Origin of the sequence: Streptomyces griseoaurantiacus, from assembly GCF_036189845.1 — a bacterium.
GTDB lineage: Bacteria > Actinomycetota > Actinomycetes > Streptomycetales > Streptomycetaceae > Streptomyces > Streptomyces griseoaurantiacus.
The window spans coordinates 3401008-3419803 of record NZ_CP108326.1 but is presented as its reverse complement, the minus strand read 5'-3'; the positions used below and the strand labels follow the sequence as shown (position 1 = coordinate 3419803).

17 protein-coding genes are annotated in these 18796 nt (G+C 73.7%); 3 read left to right on the top strand and 14 right to left on the bottom strand.

Annotation, left to right across the window (positions count from 1 at the left end; all coding sequences use genetic code 11):
• Positions 1 to 11: 11 nt before the first annotated feature.
• From pstA to OHB09_RS15170, 8 genes are all read right to left on the bottom strand, one after another.
• Positions 12 to 1085, bottom strand: a complete 1074-nt coding sequence (gene pstA / locus OHB09_RS15205; protein WP_006139152.1) for a phosphate ABC transporter permease PstA — start codon at positions 1083 to 1085, stop codon at positions 12 to 14.
• The gene (gene pstC / locus OHB09_RS15200) at positions 1082 to 2104 is read right to left on the bottom strand and encodes a phosphate ABC transporter permease subunit PstC (RefSeq protein ID WP_006139151.1); all 1023 of its coding nucleotides are present in this window, start codon (positions 2102 to 2104) and stop codon (positions 1082 to 1084) included. Before pstC ends, pstA begins: the two co-directional genes overlap by 4 nt.
• Before the next feature lie 123 nt (positions 2105 to 2227).
• Positions 2228 to 3358 carry a phosphate ABC transporter substrate-binding protein PstS gene (gene pstS, locus OHB09_RS15195; protein ID WP_006139150.1) on the bottom strand — a complete coding sequence of 377 codons (1131 nt, stop codon included), beginning with the start codon at positions 3356 to 3358 and terminating at the stop codon, positions 2228 to 2230.
• A 250-nt stretch (positions 3359 to 3608) separates the two neighbouring features.
• Positions 3609 to 4712 carry a CHAD domain-containing protein gene (locus tag OHB09_RS15190; protein WP_371788432.1) on the bottom strand — a complete coding sequence of 368 codons (1104 nt, stop codon included), beginning with the start codon at positions 4710 to 4712 and terminating at the stop codon, positions 3609 to 3611.
• Positions 4693 to 6924: an RNA degradosome polyphosphate kinase gene (locus tag OHB09_RS15185; protein WP_006139148.1), complete on the bottom strand. Its 2232-nt coding sequence runs from the start codon at positions 6922 to 6924 to the stop codon at positions 4693 to 4695. The genes OHB09_RS15190 and OHB09_RS15185 overlap by 20 nt, the downstream gene beginning before the upstream one ends.
• Before the next feature lie 349 nt (positions 6925 to 7273).
• Positions 7274 to 8200 carry a mycothiol synthase gene (gene mshD / locus OHB09_RS15180; protein ID WP_328922103.1) on the bottom strand — a complete coding sequence of 309 codons (927 nt, stop codon included), beginning with the start codon at positions 8198 to 8200 and terminating at the stop codon, positions 7274 to 7276.
• Between the two features lie 145 nt (positions 8201 to 8345).
• Positions 8346 to 8702 (bottom strand): EthD domain-containing protein, encoded by a 357-nt coding sequence (locus OHB09_RS15175; protein WP_006139146.1) that lies wholly within the window; start codon positions 8700 to 8702, stop codon positions 8346 to 8348.
• Entirely contained in the window at positions 8699 to 10174 is a 1476-nt protein-coding gene (locus OHB09_RS15170; RefSeq protein ID WP_328922102.1) for an MFS transporter, read from the bottom strand. Before OHB09_RS15170 ends, OHB09_RS15175 begins: the two co-directional genes overlap by 4 nt.
• 552 nt (positions 10175 to 10726) lie before the next feature.
• On the opposite strand from OHB09_RS15170, the gene OHB09_RS15165 reads away from it, so the two are divergent.
• Positions 10727 to 11608: a helix-turn-helix transcriptional regulator gene (locus tag OHB09_RS15165; protein WP_176945227.1), complete on the top strand. Its 882-nt coding sequence runs from the start codon at positions 10727 to 10729 to the stop codon at positions 11606 to 11608.
• Between the two features lie 22 nt (positions 11609 to 11630).
• On the opposite strand, the gene OHB09_RS15160 is transcribed toward OHB09_RS15165, so the two are convergent.
• From OHB09_RS15160 to OHB09_RS15135, 6 genes are all read right to left on the bottom strand, one after another.
• A complete protein-coding gene (locus OHB09_RS15160; protein WP_093599983.1) occupies positions 11631 to 13121 on the bottom strand; it encodes a HAMP domain-containing sensor histidine kinase in 1491 nt (496 codons plus the stop codon).
• Positions 13118 to 13852, bottom strand: a complete 735-nt coding sequence (locus OHB09_RS15155; protein WP_006139142.1) for a response regulator transcription factor — start codon at positions 13850 to 13852, stop codon at positions 13118 to 13120. Before OHB09_RS15155 ends, OHB09_RS15160 begins: the two co-directional genes overlap by 4 nt.
• A 107-nt stretch (positions 13853 to 13959) precedes the next feature.
• The gene (locus OHB09_RS15150) at positions 13960 to 14211 is read right to left on the bottom strand and encodes a hypothetical protein (RefSeq protein WP_319350764.1); all 252 of its coding nucleotides are present in this window, start codon (positions 14209 to 14211) and stop codon (positions 13960 to 13962) included.
• A gap of 37 nt (positions 14212 to 14248) precedes the next feature.
• The gene (locus OHB09_RS15145; RefSeq protein ID WP_328922101.1) at positions 14249 to 15289 is read right to left on the bottom strand and encodes a S1C family serine protease; all 1041 of its coding nucleotides are present in this window, start codon (positions 15287 to 15289) and stop codon (positions 14249 to 14251) included.
• A 148-nt stretch (positions 15290 to 15437) separates the two neighbouring features.
• A complete protein-coding gene (locus tag OHB09_RS15140) occupies positions 15438 to 16463 on the bottom strand; it encodes a LacI family DNA-binding transcriptional regulator (RefSeq protein ID WP_040894531.1) in 1026 nt (341 codons plus the stop codon).
• Positions 16464 to 16530: 67 nt separating this feature from the next.
• Complete coding sequence (locus OHB09_RS15135; RefSeq protein WP_006139137.1) at positions 16531 to 17337, bottom strand: winged helix-turn-helix transcriptional regulator; 807 nt, start codon at positions 17335 to 17337, stop codon at positions 16531 to 16533.
• A gap of 269 nt (positions 17338 to 17606) precedes the next feature.
• On the opposite strand from OHB09_RS15135, the gene OHB09_RS15130 reads away from it, so the two are divergent.
• Both OHB09_RS15130 and OHB09_RS15125 read left to right on the top strand, forming a co-directional pair.
• Positions 17607 to 18479, top strand: coding sequence for an alpha/beta hydrolase (locus OHB09_RS15130; protein WP_040894530.1), 873 nt, complete (start codon positions 17607 to 17609; stop codon positions 18477 to 18479).
• Positions 18480 to 18541: 62 nt separating this feature from the next.
• Positions 18542 to 18796 carry a MoaD/ThiS family protein gene (locus OHB09_RS15125; RefSeq protein WP_006139135.1) on the top strand — a complete coding sequence of 85 codons (255 nt, stop codon included), beginning with the start codon at positions 18542 to 18544 and terminating at the stop codon, positions 18794 to 18796.

Below are 18796 nucleotides of genomic sequence, written 5' to 3'. Positions count from 1 at the left end.
GGGGCGGGGAGTCAGCGGGGGGACTTCCAGCGGGCGATGCCGCGGGCCACCAGGTTGAGGATCATCACGATCGCGATGAGGGTGAGGGCCGCCGCCCAGGCGCGGTCGTAGGCCGCGCCGTAGCCCGCGCTGTTGGCGTACTGCTGGTAGATGTACAGCGGCAGCGACGCCTGCGGGTCGGCGAACGGGTTGGTGTTGATGAAGTTCGTTCCCCACACCAGCAGCAGCACCGGGGCGGTCTCCCCGGTGATGCGGGCGACGGCGAGCATGATGCCCGTGGTGATGCCGCCGATCGAGGTCGGCAGGACCACCTTGAGGATGGTGCGCCACTTCGGCACACCCAGCGCGAGGGAGGCCTCGCGCAGCTCGTTCGGGACGAGCTTGAGCATCTCCTCCGTGGAGCGGACCACGATCGGCATCATCAGGATGGCCAGGGCGAGCGAGCCGGCGAAGCCGGAGTAGCCCATGTCGAGGACGAGGATCCAGAAGCTGAGGACGAACAGGCCGGCGACGATCGAGGGGATGCCGGTCATGACGTCGACGAAGAAGGTGACGGCCTTGGCGAGCCGGCCGCGCCCGTACTCGACCAGGTAGACGGCGGTGAGCACGCCCACCGGCACGGCGACGACGGTGGCGAGGCCGACCTGTTCCAGGGTGCCGAGGATGGCGTGGTAGATGCCGCCGCCGGTCTCGGTGTCGGCGACCACGCCCATGGAGTGGGACAGGAAGTAGAAGTCGAGAACCTTGACGCCCTGCCGGACGGTCTCCCACAGCAGGGAGGCCAGCGGGATCACGGCGAGGAGGAAGCAGACCCAGACGAGGCTGGTGGCGACGCGGTCCTTGGCCTGGCGGCGGCCCTCCACCCGGGCGGCGACGCCGTACGTGCCGAGGACGAACAGGACGGCCGCGATCAGGCCGAGCTGGGCCGGGTTGTCCATGTCCGCGACGAGTCCGAGGAGGACGGCGAGGACGAGCGAGCCGCCGGCGAGGGCCCACGGGGACCACTTCGGCAGCCGGGCGCCGCGCAGCGTGCGGGGCGTGGGGACGGTGGCGCGCGTGGGCGCGGGTGTGGGTGCGGTGCTCATGCGTTGGCCCCCGAGTACTCCTTGCGGCGGGCGATGATCATGCGGGCCGCGCCGTTGACCAGCAGGGTGATGACGAACAGGACCAGGCCGGAGGCGATCAGGGCGTCCCGGCCGGTCTCGGTGGCCTCGCCGAACTTGCTCGCGATGTTCTGCGCGAAGGTGCCGCCGCCCGGGTCGAGCAGGCTGGCGTGGATCTTGAAGGTGGGGGAGAGGACGGTGGCGACGGCCATCGTCTCGCCGAGCGCGCGGCCCAGGCCCAGCATCGAGGCGGAGATCACGCCGGAGCGGCCGAAGGGCAGCACCGACATGCGGATGACCTCCCAGCGGGTGGCACCGAGGGCGAGGGCCGCCTCCTCGTGCATCCGCGGGACCTGGCGGAACACCTCACGGCTGACGTTGGTGATGACCGGCAGGATCATGATGGCCAGCAGGATGCCGACGGTGAGCAGCGAGCGCGGGGCGCCCTCCTGCCACTCGAAGACGCCGGTCCAGCCGAAGTACGTGTCCAACCAGCCGAACAGGCCCTCCATGTGCGGCACCAGGACGAGGGCGCCCCACAGGCCGTAGACGATGGACGGGACGGCGGCCAGCAGGTCGATGACGTAGGCGAGGACGCCGCCTACCCGGCGCGGGGAGTAGTGCGTGATGAACAGCGCGATGCCGACCGCGACCGGGACCGCGAGGGCCATGGCGATGATCGAGGAGATCACCGTGCCGAAGGCGAGGACCGCGATGCCGAAGACCGGCGGGTCGACGTTGGTGTTCCACTCCATCGTGGTGAGGAAGTTGCCCTCGTCCTTGCCGATGGCTATCGACGCGCGGTAGGCGAGGAAGGCCGCTATCGCGGCCATGATCACCAGAAGGAAGATGCCGGAACCGCGGGACAGGCCGAGGAAGACGCGGTCACCGGGGCGGGTGGCCCCGCGGGCGGCGCGTCCTTCCTCGGCGGTGGTGGCCGCGGAGGCGGGTTCGGGTGGGGTCGGCGGGGGCTGCTCGGTGTTCTGGGTGGTGGTGTCCATGAGGATCTCCGGTCTGCGGAACCGTCGCGGAGGACGGTTCCGGGCGGCGGTGCACCGGACGGCGCGGTCCGCCCCCGGTGACCCGGGAGGCCGGGGCGGACCGCGCGCTCAGGTCGGCTCGGGTCAGCTCAGGTTGGAGACGGTCTCGCGGACCTTGGTGATGATCTCCTCGGGGATCGGCGCGTACTTCGCGTCGGCGAGCTGCTTCTGGCCGTCCTCGGAGGCGATGTAGCCGAGGAAGGACTTGGTGGCGGGGAGGGTCTCCGCCTTGTTGCCCTTGTCGCAGACGATCTCGTACGTCACCAGGGTCAGCGGGTAGGCGCCGGCCTCGGTCGGCTTGTAGTTCATCTCCAGCGCCAGGTCCTTGCCGGTGCCGGTGATCTTGGCGGCGGAGATGGCCTTCGTGGCGTTTTCGACGGTGGCCTCGACCGGGTCGGCGGCGTCGGTCTTGAGCCGGACCGCGTTGATGCCGTCACCGGCGTAGGAGAGCTCGAAGTAGGAGATGGCACCCTCGGTCTGCTTGACCTGCTGGGCCAGGCCCGAGGAGCCCTGCGCGGACTGGCCGCCCTTGGCCTGCCAGGCCTTGCCGCCCTCGTACTTCCAGTCGTCCGGCGCGGCGGCGATCAGGTACTTGGTGAAGTTGTCCGTGGTGCCGGACTCGTCGGAGCGGTGGAAGGCCTGGATCTTGGTGGAGGGGAGCTTCGCGTCGGGGTTGAGCTTCTTGATCGCCTCGTCGTCCCACGTGGTGATCCTGCTGTCGAAGATCTTCGCGAGCGTCGGGGCGTCCAGGACGAGGTTGTCCACTCCGGGCACGTTGTAGCCGACGGCGATCGGGCCGCCGACCATCGGGAGGTCCACGGCCTGGCCGCCGGAGCAGACCTTCTTCGAGGCGGTGACCTCCTCCGGCTTCAGCGCGGAGTCCGAGCCGGCGAACGCGGTCTGGCCGCCGAGGAAGGCGGTGACACCGGCGCCGGAGCCGCTCGGGTTGTAGTTGATCTGCACGCCCTTGCAGGCCCGCACGTACTGCTTCACCCAAGCGTCGACCGCGTTCTTCTGCGCGGAGGAGCCGGAGGCCTGAAGCTGCCCCTTGGCGTCGTCGCACTTGATGCTGCTCGTGTTCGCGGCGGCCGAGGCGTCGCCGTCGCCGGTGGAGCCCGTGTCGTCGGAGCCGCACGCCGTCAGGGCCAGGGCGCCGGAGACGGCGACGACACCGAGGGAGAGGGCGCGCAGCCGGTTCTTGCGCTGAAGCTTCACTTTCGGGAGTTCCTTCCAGAGGCCGCCGGTGGGGGCGGCGTGCGACGTCGTGGTCCGGGCCAGGTGGGCCGGCTTGTGATCGTCGGTGCGGGGGCGGCTCCTGGGTGGGCGCTTCGCACCGGGTAAGGCCGAAATTAGGCAGAAGAGGTGAAGCGGGCGATGGGTGAGGGTGAACGCGCGGTGAACGCCTGCGGGCGGTGTGGGGGACGAGCCCCGGGCGCCCGGCGCCTCCCCGTCGGCGCCGCGCCCGTCACCGGGGCAGGCGGTGCCAGAGGTGGTGGAAGGCGAAGCGGGCGGCCTCCACCTCGTGGCGCTGGTCGGCGTGCAGGACGCCGAGCGCGTACGCCGTCGCCGGGGCGATGCGCGGGGTGCGGGCCGCCTCGGCGGCGGCCGCCGCGGCCTCGGCGGCGTCCCGGTGGCGGGTCAGGGCCTGGTCGGCCGCCTCCAGGCGGGTCTCGGCGGGGGCGCCGGTGAGGACCTCCCGCGCGTAGCGGTGCAGGCGCAGCAGGAGCCGTACCTGGTGCCAGGGGGCGTCCTGCGGCTGTGGGGAGGTGTCCGGGGCGAGGCCGTGGACGAGGGCCGCCGCGTTGTAGGGGTGGCCGGCCGTGAGCAGGGGCAGCGCGGCGACCGCGTCGGTGAGCCGCTCCTCGGCGGCGGCGGCCGGGAGGCGCAGGTCGGCGCCGGCCGCGGCGGGGGACAGCGGGACCTCTCCGGCCAGCAGGGCGATCCGGTCGGCGACGGCGTGGAAGCGGCCGGAGCCGAGGGCCTCCAGGGCGGTGGAGTGGGCGCGGGTGCGGGCCAGGGTGAGCCGGCGGTCGAGGAGGGCGCCCGCCTTGGCCGCGCCGACGGTGAGGTTGGTGCGGTCGGGGCCGGCGGGGGCGTCGGCCCCGTTCCCGCGCGCCCCGTTCCCGCGCGCCCCTTCCTCGCGCGCCCCGACTCCGGCGGCAGCCGGGACCGGGACCGCGCCGGACAGCCGGTGCAGGGCCAGCAGCAGGCGCTCCAGACGTGAGGCGTGGGCGTGCTCGTGGGCGAGGGTGCCGGAGAGCCAGGCCAGTTCGGGCCGCAGGCCCTCCGCCCACTCGGTGTCGAGGAGCGGCCGGAAGGTGTGCAGCGTCCCGCTGATCCGCCGTGCCGAACGCCGCAGCGCCCGCACCGCCTCGGCGGACTCCTCGGGGGCGCCGCCCCCGCTCTCCCGGTGCGCCCGCAGCGCGCGCAGGAACTCCGTGGATCGCTCCCGCAGATACGCGGCGAGCACGTCCCCGTCGACGGGGCGGTCCCCCTTCGGGGCCGCCGGCCCCCCGGCACCGGGACTCCGCGGCGCCGGCGCCGCCCCCTCAGGGTGCTGTGGTGCCACGCCGGCGCCTCCGGGCGTCTATGAGCGACTCCTGGATGTTCCGCAGCGGTTGTCCCTCCAGGTCGGTCGAGTGGCGGGTCCACTCGCCGTCGGGGCCGAGGTGCCAGGAGGCCGTCCGGTCGGACATGCCGGTCTCCAGCAGCCGGTTCAGGGACGCCCGGTGGCCCGGGTCGGTGACCCGGACCAGCGCCTCGATGCGGCGGTCGAGGTTGCGGTGCATCATGTCGGCGCTGCCGAACCACACCTCCGGCTCGCCCCCGTTGCCGAAGGCGAAGACCCGGGAGTGCTCCAGGAAGCGGCCGAGGACGGAGCGGACGCGGATGTTCTCCGACAGCCCCGGCACCCCCGGGCGCAGCGCGCAGATCCCGCGCACCCACACGTCGACCGGCACCCCGGCCTGGGAGGCCCGGTAGCAGGCGTCGACGACGGCCTCGTCGACCATCGAGTTGACCTTGATGCGGACGTAGGCGGGGCGGCCCGCCCGGTGGTGCTGGGCCTCCTTGTCGATGCGGGAGACCAGGCCGTCCCGCAGCGACTTGGGGGCGACGAGGAGCCGGCGGTAGGTCTCGCGGCGGGAGTAGCCGGAGAGCCTGTTGAACAGGTCGGAGAGGTCCGCGCCGACCTGCGGGTCCGCGGTGAGCAGCCCCAGGTCCTCGTACAGGCGGGCGGTCTTGGGGTGGTAGTTGCCGGTGCCGACGTGCGAATAGCGGCGCAGTGTGTCGCCCTCCTGGCGGACGACGAGGGAGAGCTTGCAGTGGGTCTTCAGCCCGACCAGCCCGTACACCACGTGGCAGCCGGCCTCCTCCAGCTTGCGGGCCCACTTGATGTTGGCCTGCTCGTCGAAGCGCGCCTTGATCTCGACGAGGACGAGGACCTGCTTGCCGGACTCGGCCGCGTCGATGAGCGCGTCGACTATGGGGGAGTCGCCGGAGGTGCGGTACAGCGTCTGCTTGATGGCGAGCACGTCCGGATCACCGGCCGCCTGCTCCAGGAAGGCCTGCACGGAGGTGGAGAAGGAGTCGTAGGGGTGGTGCAGCAGCACGTCCCGCTCGCGCAGCGCCGCGAAGATGTCGGGCGCGGAGGCCGACTCGACCTCGGCCAGGTCGCGGTGGGTGCCGGCGATGAACTTGGGGTACTTCAGCTCGGGCCGGTCCAGGGCGGCGATGCCGAACAGGCCGGTGAGGTCCAGGGGGCCCGGCAGCGGGTACACCTCGGCCTCACTGACCTTCAACTCCCGTACCAGCAGGTCCAGTACGTACCGGTCGATGGACTCCTCGACCTCGAGGCGCACCGGCGGCCCGAACCGGCGCCGCATCAACTCCTTCTCCAGCGCCTGGAGGAGGTTCTCCGTGTCGTCCTCCTCGACCTCCAGGTCCTCGTTGCGGGTGAGGCGGAACGTGTGGTGCTCCAGCACCTCCATCCCCGGGAACAGCTCCTCCAGGTGCGCCGCGATGACGTCCTCCACGGGCACGTACCGCTGCGGGGAGGCCTCCAGGAAGCGGGAGAGCAGCGGCGGCACCTTGACCCGCGCGAAGTGCCGGTGCCCGGAGACCGGGTTGCGGACGACGACGGCCAGGTTGAGGGAGAGCCCGGAGATGTACGGGAACGGGTGCGCGGGGTCGACCGCCAGCGGGGTCAGCACGGGGAAGATGCGGTGCCGGAACAGGGTGAACAGGCCCGCCTGCTCCTTCTCCGTGAGCTCGCTCCAGCGGACCAGGTGGACGCCCTCCTCGGCGAGCGCCGGGGCGACGTCCTCGTGGTAGCAGGCGGCGTGGCGGGCCATCAGCTCGCGGGAGCGGGCCCAGATCATCTCCAGCACCTCGCGGGGCTGGAGCCCGGAGGCGGAGCGGGTGGCGACGCCGGTGGCGATGCGGCGCTTGAGGCCCGCCACCCGGACCATGAAGAACTCGTCCAGGTTGCTGGCGAAGATCGCGAGGAAGTTGGCGCGCTCCAGCAGGGGCGTGGCGGGGTCCTCGGCGAGTTCGAGGACCCGCTCGTTGAACGCGAGCCAGCTGCGCTCCCGGTCCAGGAAGCGGCCCTGCGGCAGCCGGCCGCCGTCCGCCGAGTCGTCGTAGACGTCGAGGTCGGAGTCGAGGTCGGGTTCCAGGTTCGAGCCCGCGGCGGCGACCGTGTGGGGGCGGTGCGCGGCGAGTGACCCGACGGAGGGCTGCTGTGCGTGCGCCACGGGCGCCTGGGCGTTCTGCTGGCTCATGTGACCATTCTTCCGCGTACGGAGCGGAACAGGCGCGTCGGAGACAGGAGAAACCGGAGGTGGCGGGGGCTCGACAGGACGGCCGCCCCCCGTGCGGGACCCCTGCGCGGGGGGCGGCGCGGGTGCGGGCACGGGGGGTCGCATTCGCCGAGCCTCGCAAGGCCGGCTGAACCGCCGGTTACGGCGACATGACGTGCGGGGAACCGCGGGGCGCACCGGGGGTGCGGGGCCGCCGCGAGGGAGGGCCGGGGGTGGCGGGCCCCCGTGCGGCACGGGGGCCCGGCGGCCCCACCGTCACCCGCGGTGCCTGGCCCCCGGTGCCTCAGCTCCCGCCCCGGCCCCCGGTGCCTCAGCTCTCCGTGCGGTACATCAGGTCCGTCTCGTGCGTCGTGAAGCCCAGGCGTTCGTACACCGTCACCGCCGCCGTGTTGTCGGCGTCGACGTACAGCATCGCCGTGGGCAGGCCCCGCTCCGCGAGGTGGCGCAGGCCGATCGTGGTGAGCGCCCTGCCGAGGCCGCCGCCCTGGGCGGAGGGGCGCACGCCGACGACGTAGACCTCGCCGAGCCCCTCCTCCGCGTGCGTCTTCGTCCAGTGGAAGCCGAGGAGTTCCCCCGCGCGCTCGGCCAGGAAGAAGCCCTCGGGGTCGAACCAGGGCTCGGCCATGCGGTCGTCCAGGTCGCGCTGGGTGAGGGAGCCCTGCTCGGGGTGGTGGGCGAAGGCCTCGGCGTTGGCGGCGAGCCAGGCCGTGTCGTCCTGGCCGGGCCGGAACGTCCGCACGCGCACGCCCTCGGGGAGCTTCGGCTCGGGGGCGTCGAAGTCGGTCAGCGGGCGCCGCATCTGGCGCAGCTCGCGGAAGAGGGTGAGGCCGAGGACCTGGGCCAGGTGCCGGGCGGCGGAGTGCCCGCCGTGCGCCCACACGCGCAGCCGCTTGCCCGTCGCGGCGAGCAGTGCCGAACCGAGCGCGCGGCCGTGGCCCTGCCCGCGGTGGGTGGGGTGCACGACCAGTTCGGCGGCCGGTGCCTCCACCGGATCGGTGTCCTCCAGTTGCGCGTAGCCGACGAGGGTGTCGCCGGCCGACAGCAGCAGATGCCGTACGCCCTCCCGGGCGCCGCCGCGCAGTCGCAGCCTGCCCTGCTCGGACACCGCCTGCTGCCCGTCGTTGCGGGCGGCCTCCGCGAGCAGCGCGGAGACGGCCTCCGCCTGGTCGGGGGAGAGCACGGCGAGGGTGTCGAGGGAACGGTTCCGGCCGGGCAGTGCGGTGTCGTCGCTGGTCATGCGTCGAAGCGTACGGGGAGGGCAGGGGCGTGTCGCGTGTCCCGCGGTGGTGGGCGGCGGACGGACGGCGGGCCGGGGGTGGACGGTGGGCAGCGGGTGGACTGCGGGCCGGGGGCGGTGGCGCCGCCGCCCCCGGCGGCCGCGGTCAGGAGGCGGCGCGGTCGAGGACCACGTCCTCCTCGCAGATGATCCGCCCGAAGGCGGACAGGTCGATGAAGTTCTCGTGGTCCGGGTCGACGGTCCTGAGGAAGTTCTCGCTGAAGAACAGCGCCTCCAGGTCGGCCATGCTGTCGAACCACGCCTCGACCACCGAGTCGTACGCCGGCTCGGGGTACCGGGGCGCCGGGACGGGGTACGAGACGACGAACCGGCGGATGTACCGCCGCGCCTCGGGGATCGACATGAGCAGCGGGCGGTGGATGTTCCGCTGGTAGTGCGTGAACTCCTCGTGGGTCATGCCCTGGCGGCGCTTGAGTGTGATGACCATCTTGATCATGTTCATGCCTTTTCTGTGCTGATCGCGGTGTCGAGGGTTGTCGTTGTGCCGGTGTGGTCCTCCGCGCGCAGGCGTCGCGCGAGGAGGCCGAACAGCGCGGTGGTGAGCGCCTGTACGGCGAGGGTGACCGCGAAGGCGTGCTCCCAGCCGAGCGGCGGGGCGAGGGAGCCGAAGAGGCCGCCCACCGTGGCCACGCCGAGGCCGAGGGAGGCCTGCTGCGCGGTGGTGAACAGTCCCCCGGCCAGGCCCGCCGCCCGATCGGGGACCGCCGCCATGACGGTGCCGAGCAAGGGCCCGTACTGGGCGGCCTGGGCGGCGCCGAGGAGCACGCCGATCACCTCGAAGCACCCCACCCAGGCCGCCGCGCTCCTGCCCTGCGCGGCCCACGAGACCAGGCCGAGCAGCAGCAGGCCGGTGACCTGCGCCGCCGCGGCCCGCTCCATCGTGCGGGCGCCGAACCGCGCGGTGATCCGGGGCATGCGCAGCCCCGCCACCACGAAGGTCCCGGCGAAGGCGGTCAGCGCGAGCCCGGACGCGACCGGCGTCAGCCCGAGCCCGCTCTGGGTGAGCAGCGCGTACTCATAGCTGAACGCCCCGTAGCCCGTGAAGAGCAGGACGGTCATCAGCAGGCCGAGCCGCAGCGCGGGCAGCCGCAGCACCGAGGGCGGGACGAGGACCGGGTGCCCGGCCTCCTCGCGGCGGCCCTGGTCCCGCCGGAAGCCGTACAGCCCCAGCAGGCACGCCGCCACCAGTGCCGGGGTCCACCACGTCCAGCGCGTGGCCGGACCGAGGGACAGACCGGCGACGAGCGCCAGCAGCGGGAGGCCGATCCGCAGCGCCCCGCCGAGGTCGGGCCGCTCGGCGCCGCCCCGGGCGGACGCCGGGAGCCGGCGCACGCCGAGCAGCGCCACCGCGCCGGGGAGGGCGGAGGTCAGCACTGCCGCCCGCCACCCCGCGAAGGGCAGGCCGAGCCCCATGACGAGGCCGCCGAGGATCTGCCCGGCGACGGTGCCGACCCCCGAGCTCGCGGTGAACGCCGCCGTCCGCCGGGCCACGGCGGGCCCGTCGCCGCCCATGGTCCGGACGAGCGCCAGTGTCTGCGGCATCACCAGCGCCGAGGCCGCGCCCTGCAGGACCCGGGCCGCGACCAGCCACCACAGCCCGGGGGCCGCCGCGGCCAGGGCCGAGGTCAGCCCCAGCGCGAGGAGCCCGGCGCCCAGCAGCCGCCGGCGGCTGTACCGGTCGCCGAGCCGCCCGGCCAGGATCAGCCCGGCGGCGAACGAGGTCGCGTACGCGGCGAGCACCAGCGCGACCTCGCCGCGGTCCGCGCCGAGGGCCGGCCCGAGGCGCGGCGCGGTCACGTTGCCGACGCTGAAGGTGTAGGTGGCACCGAACGCCGCGAGAAGCACCGGCCACGAGGGCGGCCGCCGGGTTCCGTGGGGGCCGGCGCCGGTGAGCCCGGTACCGGTGGCGGGCACGGTTCCCTCTGCCCCGGTCGCCCCGGTTCCTGTGGTCCCGGTCCCCGTCGTGCCGGTGCCGGTCGCCCTGGTTCCTGCGGCTCCGGTGCCCGTGGGTCCGGTGCTGGTAGGTCCGGTGCCCGTCACTCTGGTTCCTGTGGTCCCGGTGCCGGTAGGTCCGGTGCCGGTCGCCCTGGTTCCCGTGGCTCCGGTGCCGGTAGGTCCGGTGCCCGTCACCCTGGTTCCTGTGGTGCCGGTCCCGGTAGTGCAGGTGCCGGTCGTGCCGGTGCCGTCCGCCCCGGTTCCTGTGGCTCCGGTGCCCGTGGGCCCGGTTGCTGCCGCCCCGGCGCTCGTCGTGCCGGTGTCCGTGGCTCCGGTGCCGGTCGCCCCGGTTTCCGGGGGGCCGTCCCGCTCCCCGCCCTCGCCGTCCCGGTCCCGGCCGGCTCGGCCGCGCATCGTTCGTAGTCGCATGACAGGCACTCTGCGGGCCCCGCGGCCGCCCACCCAGAGCGCCGTGACGCTGGTGGTCGGACCACCACCCTGGTTCCGGTCCCGGGTGCCATGCTGGGCGGCATGGCTGACGTACGTTCCCGGGAACTCGGCGCGTATCTGCGCGCACGGCGGGACCGGCTCTCGCCCGCCGACGTGGGGCTCGCCGGGGGTGGTGGCCGGCGCCGGGTCAAGGGGCTGCGCCGGGAGGAGGTCGCGGTCCTCGCGAACGTCGGATCGACCTGGTACACGTGGCTCGAACAGGGCCGTGACGTGCGGCCCAGTGCCGAGGTCCTGGCGGCGATCGCGGACGCCCTGCTCCTGTCGGAGGACGAGCGCCGGCACCTGTTCCTGCTCGGCGGGCAGACGGAGGCGGAGGAACCCGGGGGCCCCGGAGCGGACGACGGCCCCCTGCGGGTCCTGCTGGACAGCCTCTCCCCGCACCCGGCGGTGATGATCGACCCCCGGTTCGAGCCCTTGGCCTACAACGCGGCCTTCCGGTTCATGATCAACGACATCGAGGCGCTCCCCGAGACGGACCGCAACTGGGCGTACCTGCACTTCACCCACCCCGACTGGATCGAGGGGCAGGCCGACCACGCGCAGGAGTGCGCGGTACTCGTGGCCAAGCTCCGCGCCTACCACGGCGAATCGCTCACGCACCCGGCCTGGCCCCCGCTGCTCCGCCGGCTCCGCGCCGAGTCGCCGCTGTTCGCGCGGCTGTGGGACCAGGCGGACGTGTCCTCCGGCGCCCGGCGGGTGAAGCGGATCCGCTCGCTGCACGTGGGGAACCTGTCGCTGCGCACGGTCACGCTGCGGCTCCAGGAGCATCCGGGCACCCGCGTGGTCGTCTACCAGCCCGAGGACCGCACCACCCGGGAACGGCTGGAGGAGCTCGCGTCCCGGATCGCCCGCGGCACCGTCGACGGCCCCGCCCGGGTACGGCACCTGCGCAGCGCCACCTGACGGAACCGCGGGGGCGGCCCGGTCAGGTCAGCTCGTCCGGTTCCTGCCCCGGCGGCGGTGTCGGCGCTCCCGGGAGGCGGATCGTGGCGACCGTGCCGCCGCCGGCGTCCCCGGCGGGGGCGAGGGAGACCTCGCCGCCCGCCTGCCGGACCGCGCGGGCCACGATCGACAGGCCGAGGCCCGAGCCGGGCAGGGAGCGCGCCCCGGGGGAGCGCCAGAAGCGGTCGAAGACGTAGGGGAGTTCCTCGGCGTCGATGCCGGGACCGTGATCCCGCACCGTGAGCACCCCGTCCGCCAGCCGCACCTCGATCGTGCCGCCCCCGGGGCTGAACTTCACCGCGTTGTCCAGGATGTTGACCACCGCCCGCTCCAGCGAGGACGGCTCCGCGCGGACGTACCACGGCTCCACGTCCGCCGTGATCGTCAGCTCCGGGCCGCGCAGCCGGGCCCGGCGCAGCGCCGCCTCCACGATGTCCTGCCAGGCGAGGATCCGGGTGCGGTCCGAGTGCTGGCCGGTGTCCGGGCGGGAGAGCTCCTGGAGGTCGCCGATGAGCGCGGCCAGCTCCGTCATCTGGGCCTTCACCGAGGCGAGCAGCGCCTTGCGGTCGGCCGCGGGGAGCGGGCGGCCGGTCTCCTCGCTGCGGGAGAGGAGTTCGATGTTCGTGCGCAGCGAGGTGAGCGGCGTGCGCAGTTCGTGCCCGGCGTCCGCGATGAGCTGCTGCTGCAGGTCGCGGGAGGAGGCCAGGGACCCCGTCATGGAGTTGAAGGAGCGGGAGAGGCGGGCGATCTCGTCGTCGGCCTGCTCCTCGACGGGGATGCGGACGGCCAGGTCCTCGGTGCGGGCCACGTGCTCGACGGCCTCGGTGAGCCGGTCGACGGGACGCAGGCCGGCCCTGGCGACGGCGAGCCCGGCGGCCCCGGCGCCCAGGACGCCGATCCCGGAGACCAGCAGCAGGATCAGTGCCAGGTCGTTGAGGGTCGACTGGGTGCTCCTGAGCGGGGTCGCGACGAGGAGGGCGGTGCCGGGGAAGACCTGCGGCTCGGTGTCGATGCTCTGGGTGACGGTCAGCGGGATCGTCCGGATGCGGACGGCGTTGCCGTCGTCGTCGGTGCCGTTGCGGCGCACGACCCGGTCGGCGGAGCCCGCTTCCTGGGCCACGCGCTTGTCGGCGCCGGTGACCTTCACCATGCCCGCGGAGTTCGAGGAGACGCAGGCCGTGCCGTCCGCCTGGACCAGTTCGAGGTAGTAGTTCTCCCGGGTCCGCAGCTGACTGGGGGCGCCCTGCGGGGTCTGGGTGCAGTTGTTGAGCGTGCCGACGACCTGGGAGTACAGCTGCGGCCGCTGGGTGGCCTGCTTCAGATCGTCGTCCACCTGGGCGTACAGCCTGCCCTGCACGAGGAACCAGCACGTCACCGACACCGCCGCCACCGCGAAGGCGACCGCCGCCGCGACGAGCAGGGCCAGCCGGGAGCGGAGCGGCAGCGTGCGGAATCGCCGGACCACTGCGCTCACTCCGCGCCGCCCGCGCGCAGCACGTATCCGACACCCCTCACGGTGTGGACCAGGCGGGGCTCGCCGCCGGCCTCCGTCTTGCGGCGCAGGTACATCACGTACACGTCGAGGGAGTTGGAGCTCGGCTCGAAGTCGAAGCCCCAGACCGCCTTGAGGATCTGCTCACGGGTCAGCACCTGGCGCGGGTGCGCCAGGAACATCTCCAGGAGCGTGAACTCGGTGCGGGTCAGTTCCACCGCGCGCCCGCCGCGGGTGACCTCGCGGGTGGCCAGGTCCATGCGCAGGTCGGCGAAGGCCAGGGTGTCGTTCTCCTCGTCCGCGCCGGCCACGGCTGCGGCGTAGGAGCTGCGGCGCAGCAGGGCGCGGATGCGGGCGAACAGTTCGTCCAGCTCGAAGGGCTTGACCAGGTAGTCGTCCGCGCCGGCGTCGAGGCCGGTGACCCGGTCGCCGACGGTGTCCCGCGCGGTGAGCATGAGGATCGGGGTGGTGTCGCCTGCGGCGCGGATGCGGCGGGCGGCGGTGAGGCCGTCCATGCGCGGCATCTGGATGTCGAGGACCAGCAGGTCGGGCCGGTAGGCGGCCGCCTTCTCCAGCGCGTCCGCGCCGTCCACGGCGACCTCGGTGCCGTAGCCCTCGAAGGCGAGGCTGCGCTGGAGTGCTTCGCGCACCGCCGGCTCGTCGTCGACGATCAGGATGCGCTGGGTGTCACGGTCGCCTTCGGCGGGGCTCATGGCGTGGGGTTCCTCGGGTGCGGGGGACGGGCGGGGCCCGCGTGCCGTGCGCCGGCGCCTGCGGCGGCACCGTCGGGGGCGGGCGCGGACGCCTCAAGCGTCGCATGTCAGGTCCGCAGCGTGTCCAGCCTGCGCAGGGCGACGCGGCGGCGGTGCGGGCGGTCGGCGGTGGTCCGCAGGCCCATGAGGTGCGGCTGCGGCGGGGCGGAGGTGACCTCGGGGGCCCGGGGTGCCGGGCTCGCCGGGGATCTCGGGGGCGACTGGGGCCGCGGGCCCCCGAGGGCGGCGGCGACCGTCAGGGCGAGCGTCGTGCCCGCCGCTCCGGTGCCGGTGGCCGGGTGCGTCACCTGCTGGATCATCTCGTTCTCCTTCGGTGGGCCTGCCGCGCCGGGGCGGTCAGTCGCCGGAGCCGCCGGCCCGCAGGGCCGCGAGGTCGGACTTGACGGTGTTGATCGGGATGGCGAAGCCGAGGCCGACGCTGCCCGCGTCGGACGAGGAGGAACTGGTGGCCGAGGAGAACATCGCGGAGTTGATGCCGATGATCTGGCCGGAGGCGTTGATCAGGGCGCCGCCGGAGTTGCCCGGGTTGAGGGAGGCGTCGGTCTGGATCGCCTTGTACGTCGTCGTGGAGTCGCCGGTGTCGCCGTTGAACTGCCGGCCGCCGAACTCGAAGGGCCAGCCGCCGTCGCCGCCCTGCTGTTGCTGCTGCTGACCCTCGTCGGTGGAGACGGTCACGTCGCGGTGCAGCGCGGAGACGATGCCGCTGGTGACGGTGCCGGTGAGGCCCTCGGGGGAGCCGATGGCCACGACCTGGTCGCCGACCTGGAGGGCGTCGGAGTCGCCGAGGGAGGCGGGGGAGAGGCCGGAGGCGTTCTCCAGCTTGATCAGCGCCAGGTCCTTCTTGCTGTCGGTGCCGACGACCCGGGCGGTGTAGGTCTTGCCGTCGTGGGTGCGCACCTTGACGGAGGAGGCGCCGGAGACGACGTGGTTGTTGGTGACGACCTCGCCGTCACCGGTCAGGATCACACCGGAGCCGGTGGACCGTCCGGCGTTCGAGGTGGCGTTGATCTCCACGACGCTGGGGCTGACGGCGGCGGCGATGGCGGCGACTGAGCCCTTCTTGGCGGTCGGGACGGCGTCGGCGCCCGTGGTGCTCGCGGCGACCGTGCCGTCGGAGTGGGTGAGCTCCTGGATGCCGTAGGCGGTGCCGCCGCCCACGGCCGCGGCGGCTATCGCGACGGCGGCGAGGAGCGTGACGGGACCCCTCGCGCGCCTGCGGCGGGCGGCCGGGGCCTGCGGGGCGGGGGCGTAGGGCGGGGGAGGCGGCCACTCGGGGTTCACGGGAGCGTGCAGGTGCGTCTCGGCGGGGCCCTGGGGGGCCTGGCCGGCCTGGGGGTGCTGCTCGTGGTCGCCGCTGCGGAAGCTGCTCTCTGTCATGTAAAGGAGAGTGTCCCGCGCTCATGAGAGACGCCTGAGGGACCGCTGAGAAGCCCGACAGAAGTGTGTATGCCCGATATAAGGACGGGTGGCGGCTGAGATGTACGGGGTGCTCGGGGCGTACCCGGGAGGCGCCGGGGGCGCGGGCTCAGGCCGCGCAGCCGCAGGACGCCCGCCGCACCAGCCGGGAGGGGAACTGCTTCAGGCGCTCGCGCTGGGAGCCGGGGACGCGCAGGCCGTCGTCCAGGACGAGGTCCACCGCCGCGCGGGCCATCGCCGACCGGTCGGAGGCCACCGTCGTCAGCGGCGGATCCGTCAGCGCCGCCTCCTTCACGTCGTCGAAGCCGGCCACCGCGAGCTGCGCCGGGACGTCGATGCGCAGTTCCCGTGCCGCCCGCAGCACCCCGATCGCCTGGTCGTCCGTCGAGCAGAAGATCGCGGGCGGCCGGTCCGGTCCCGCCAGCAGTTCGAGGCCCACCTGGTAGGCGTCGTAGCGGTTGTAGGGGGCCTCGAAGAGCCGCCCCTGCGTCGGGATGCCGGCCTCGGCCATCGCCTGCCGCCAGCCCTCGACGTGGTCGGAGACCGGGTCGCCCACCGCGGGTGTGTCGGCGGTGCCGCCCATGCAGGCCACGTAGGGGTGCCCGTGGTCCAGCAGGTGCCGCACGGCGAGCCGGGCGCCGCCGAGGTCGTCCGTCACCACCGCCACGTCGTCTATCAGCTCGGGCCGCTCGTGCAGCAGCACCACCCGGGCGTCCCACGCCTCGATCTCGGCGGCGGCGTGGTCGTTGAGCGCGTGGCTGACGAGGATCAGCCCGGAGACCCGCATGCCGAGAAAGGCCCGCAGATAGTGGACCTCGCGCTCGGCGACGTAGTCGGTGTTGCCGACCAGCACCATCTTCCCGCGCTCGGCGGCGGCCTGCTCGACCGCGTGCGTCATCTCGCCGAAGAACGGCTGGCGCGCGTCCGGCACGATCATGCCTATGAGGTCGGTCCGCCGCGAGGCCATGGCCTGGGCGACCCGGTCCGGCCGGTACCCCAGCTCCTTGATCGCGGCGAGGACACGCTCGCGCGTGGCCGGGGCGACCGGCCGGGGTCCGTTGTTGATGACATAGCTGACGACGGCGGTGGAGGTCCCCGCCAGCCGCGCCACATCATCCCGAGTCACCTTGGCCACGCGCGGAGTCTACGCGGATGGAACGCGCCTGGGCAGGCGCTTTCCCTCCGCTTCTCACCCCTCGGGATCAGGCCTCGGAGGCCGCCTTGGCGACGGCCTCGGCCGGCTCGCCCGCCTCGTCCCGTTTCGCCCGCCGCGCCCCCTCCGGCCCGCCCTGCGCGTCCTGCTTCTCCGCCCGCTCGCCCGGCTGGGTCCGTTCCGGCTTCTCCGGGGTCACGAACCGGTAGCCGACGTTGCGCACGGTGCCGATCAGCGACTCGTGCTCGGGGCCGAGCTTGGCCCGCAGCCGCCGTACGTGCACGTCGACCGTGCGGGTACCGCCGAAGTAGTCGTACCCCCAGACCTCCTGCAGGAGCTGGGCGCGGGTGAAGACCCGGCCCGGGTGCTGGGCGAGGTACTTCAGCAGCTCGAACTCCTTGAAGGTGAGGTCGAGGACGCGGCCCTTGAGCTTGGCCGAGTACGTCGCCTCGTCCACCGACAGGTCGCCGTTGCGGATCTCCATGGGGGAGTCGTCGCCCGCGATCTGCTGCCGGCCCATGGCCAGCCGCAACCGGGCCTCCACCTCGGCGGGGCCGGCGGTGTCCAGCAGGACGTCGTCGATGCCCCAGTCCGCCGTGACGGCCGCGAGGCCGCCCTCGGTCACCACCAGGACGAGCGGGCAGCCCGGTCCCGTGGAGCGCAGGAGCTGGCACAGGCTGCGCACCTGCGGCAGGTCGCGGCGGCCGTCGATCAGGATGGCGTCGGCGCCGGGGGTGTCGACGAGGGCCGGGCCCTCCGCCGGGGCCACCCGCACGCTGTGCAGCAGCAGGCCGAGCGCCGGAAGCACCTCCGCCGAGGGCTGGAGGGCGTTGGTGAGGAGCAGCAGGGAACTCATCGCGTCCTCCCCCCGGGCGTCGTCGTCCCGTGGGTCCCGTGGATCACACGGGTCCCGAGGGGCCTTCGGGGCTCGTGGCTCCTATGGTGGTGCTCGATTCGCTGGCCCATGACGTCTGGTCCTTCCTCGGTTCCATCGAGGACGTGTGCGGCACTGCGTTGCTTCGGTGCTCCCACCCCGGCGTCCCGCTTCGTATACAACGCCGCCGGAAGCACAAAAGGACCCGGGGGCTGCTCTGCCCGAGTCCTCTTCCCAGCACAATAGCCCACATGAGCGGTGGCAGGGCAGGTCGTGCGGCACGTTCCACCAGGCGTCCGAAGGGTGAGACGGCCGCGGCGGCGGTGTCCGGGACGTTTACGGAGGGGGTGTCCCAGGGGTCCGCGCGGCGGTTCCTGCGCACCGAGGACGGGGTCGCGATCGATGCCGCGTACGACCCGGGGGAGCCCGCCGGGGGTGCCGTCGGCACCGGGCTCGCACTCGTCCTCGCCCATGGATTCACCGGGGATCTGGAGCGTCCGTACGTCCGCCGGGTCGCGGCCGCGCTGCGCCGCCACGGAGCGGTGGTCACCTTCTCCTTCCGCGGGCACGGAGCCTCCGGCGGGCACTCCACCGTCGGCGACCGCGAGGTGCTCGACCTGGCGGCGGCCGTGCGGTGGGCACGTGACCTCGGCCACACCCGTGTGGCCACGGTCGGATTCTCGATGGGCGGCTCGGTGGTCCTGCGGCACGCGGCGCTCAGGCCCCCGGGCGCGGAGACGGACACCGTGGTCGCGGTCAGCTCGCCGGCCCGCTGGTACTACCGGGGCACGGCACCCATGCGCCGGCTGCACTGGCTGGTGACCCGGCCGGTGGGGCGCGCGGTCGGCCGCTACGGGCTGCGGACCCGCATCCACCACCGGGACTGGGACCCGGTTCCCGCCTCCCCGGTCGAGTCGGTGCCGCTGATCGCGCCCACCCCGCTGCTCGTCGTCCACGGCGACCGGGACGGCTACTTCCCCCTCGACCACCCCCGCATGCTGGCCGAGGCCGCCCCCGGCCACGCCGAACTCTGGCTGGAGAGGGGCATGGGCCACGCCGAGAACGCCGCCGCCGACGAGCTGTTGGAGCGCATCGGGGCATGGGTGGCGGCGCGGGCGGGCTAGCCTGACCGTGTTCACAGCCGAACGCCGGAACCTTCCGGCCGGCCCCACGATCGAGGGACGAGATGGCAAGAGGCACGGTGCGCTACTGGGCCGCCGCCAAGGCCGCGGCCGGAATCGCCGAGGAGCCGTACGACGCGGCCACGCTCGCGCAGGCACTCGACGCCGCCCGGGAACGACACCCCGGCGAGCTGGACCGGGTCCTGCTGCGGTGCTCCTTCCTCGTCGACGGGAACCCGGTCGGGACGCGTGAGCACGAGACGGTACGGCTGGCCGAGGGCGGCACGGTAGAGGTGCTCCCGCCGTTCGCAGGAGGGTGA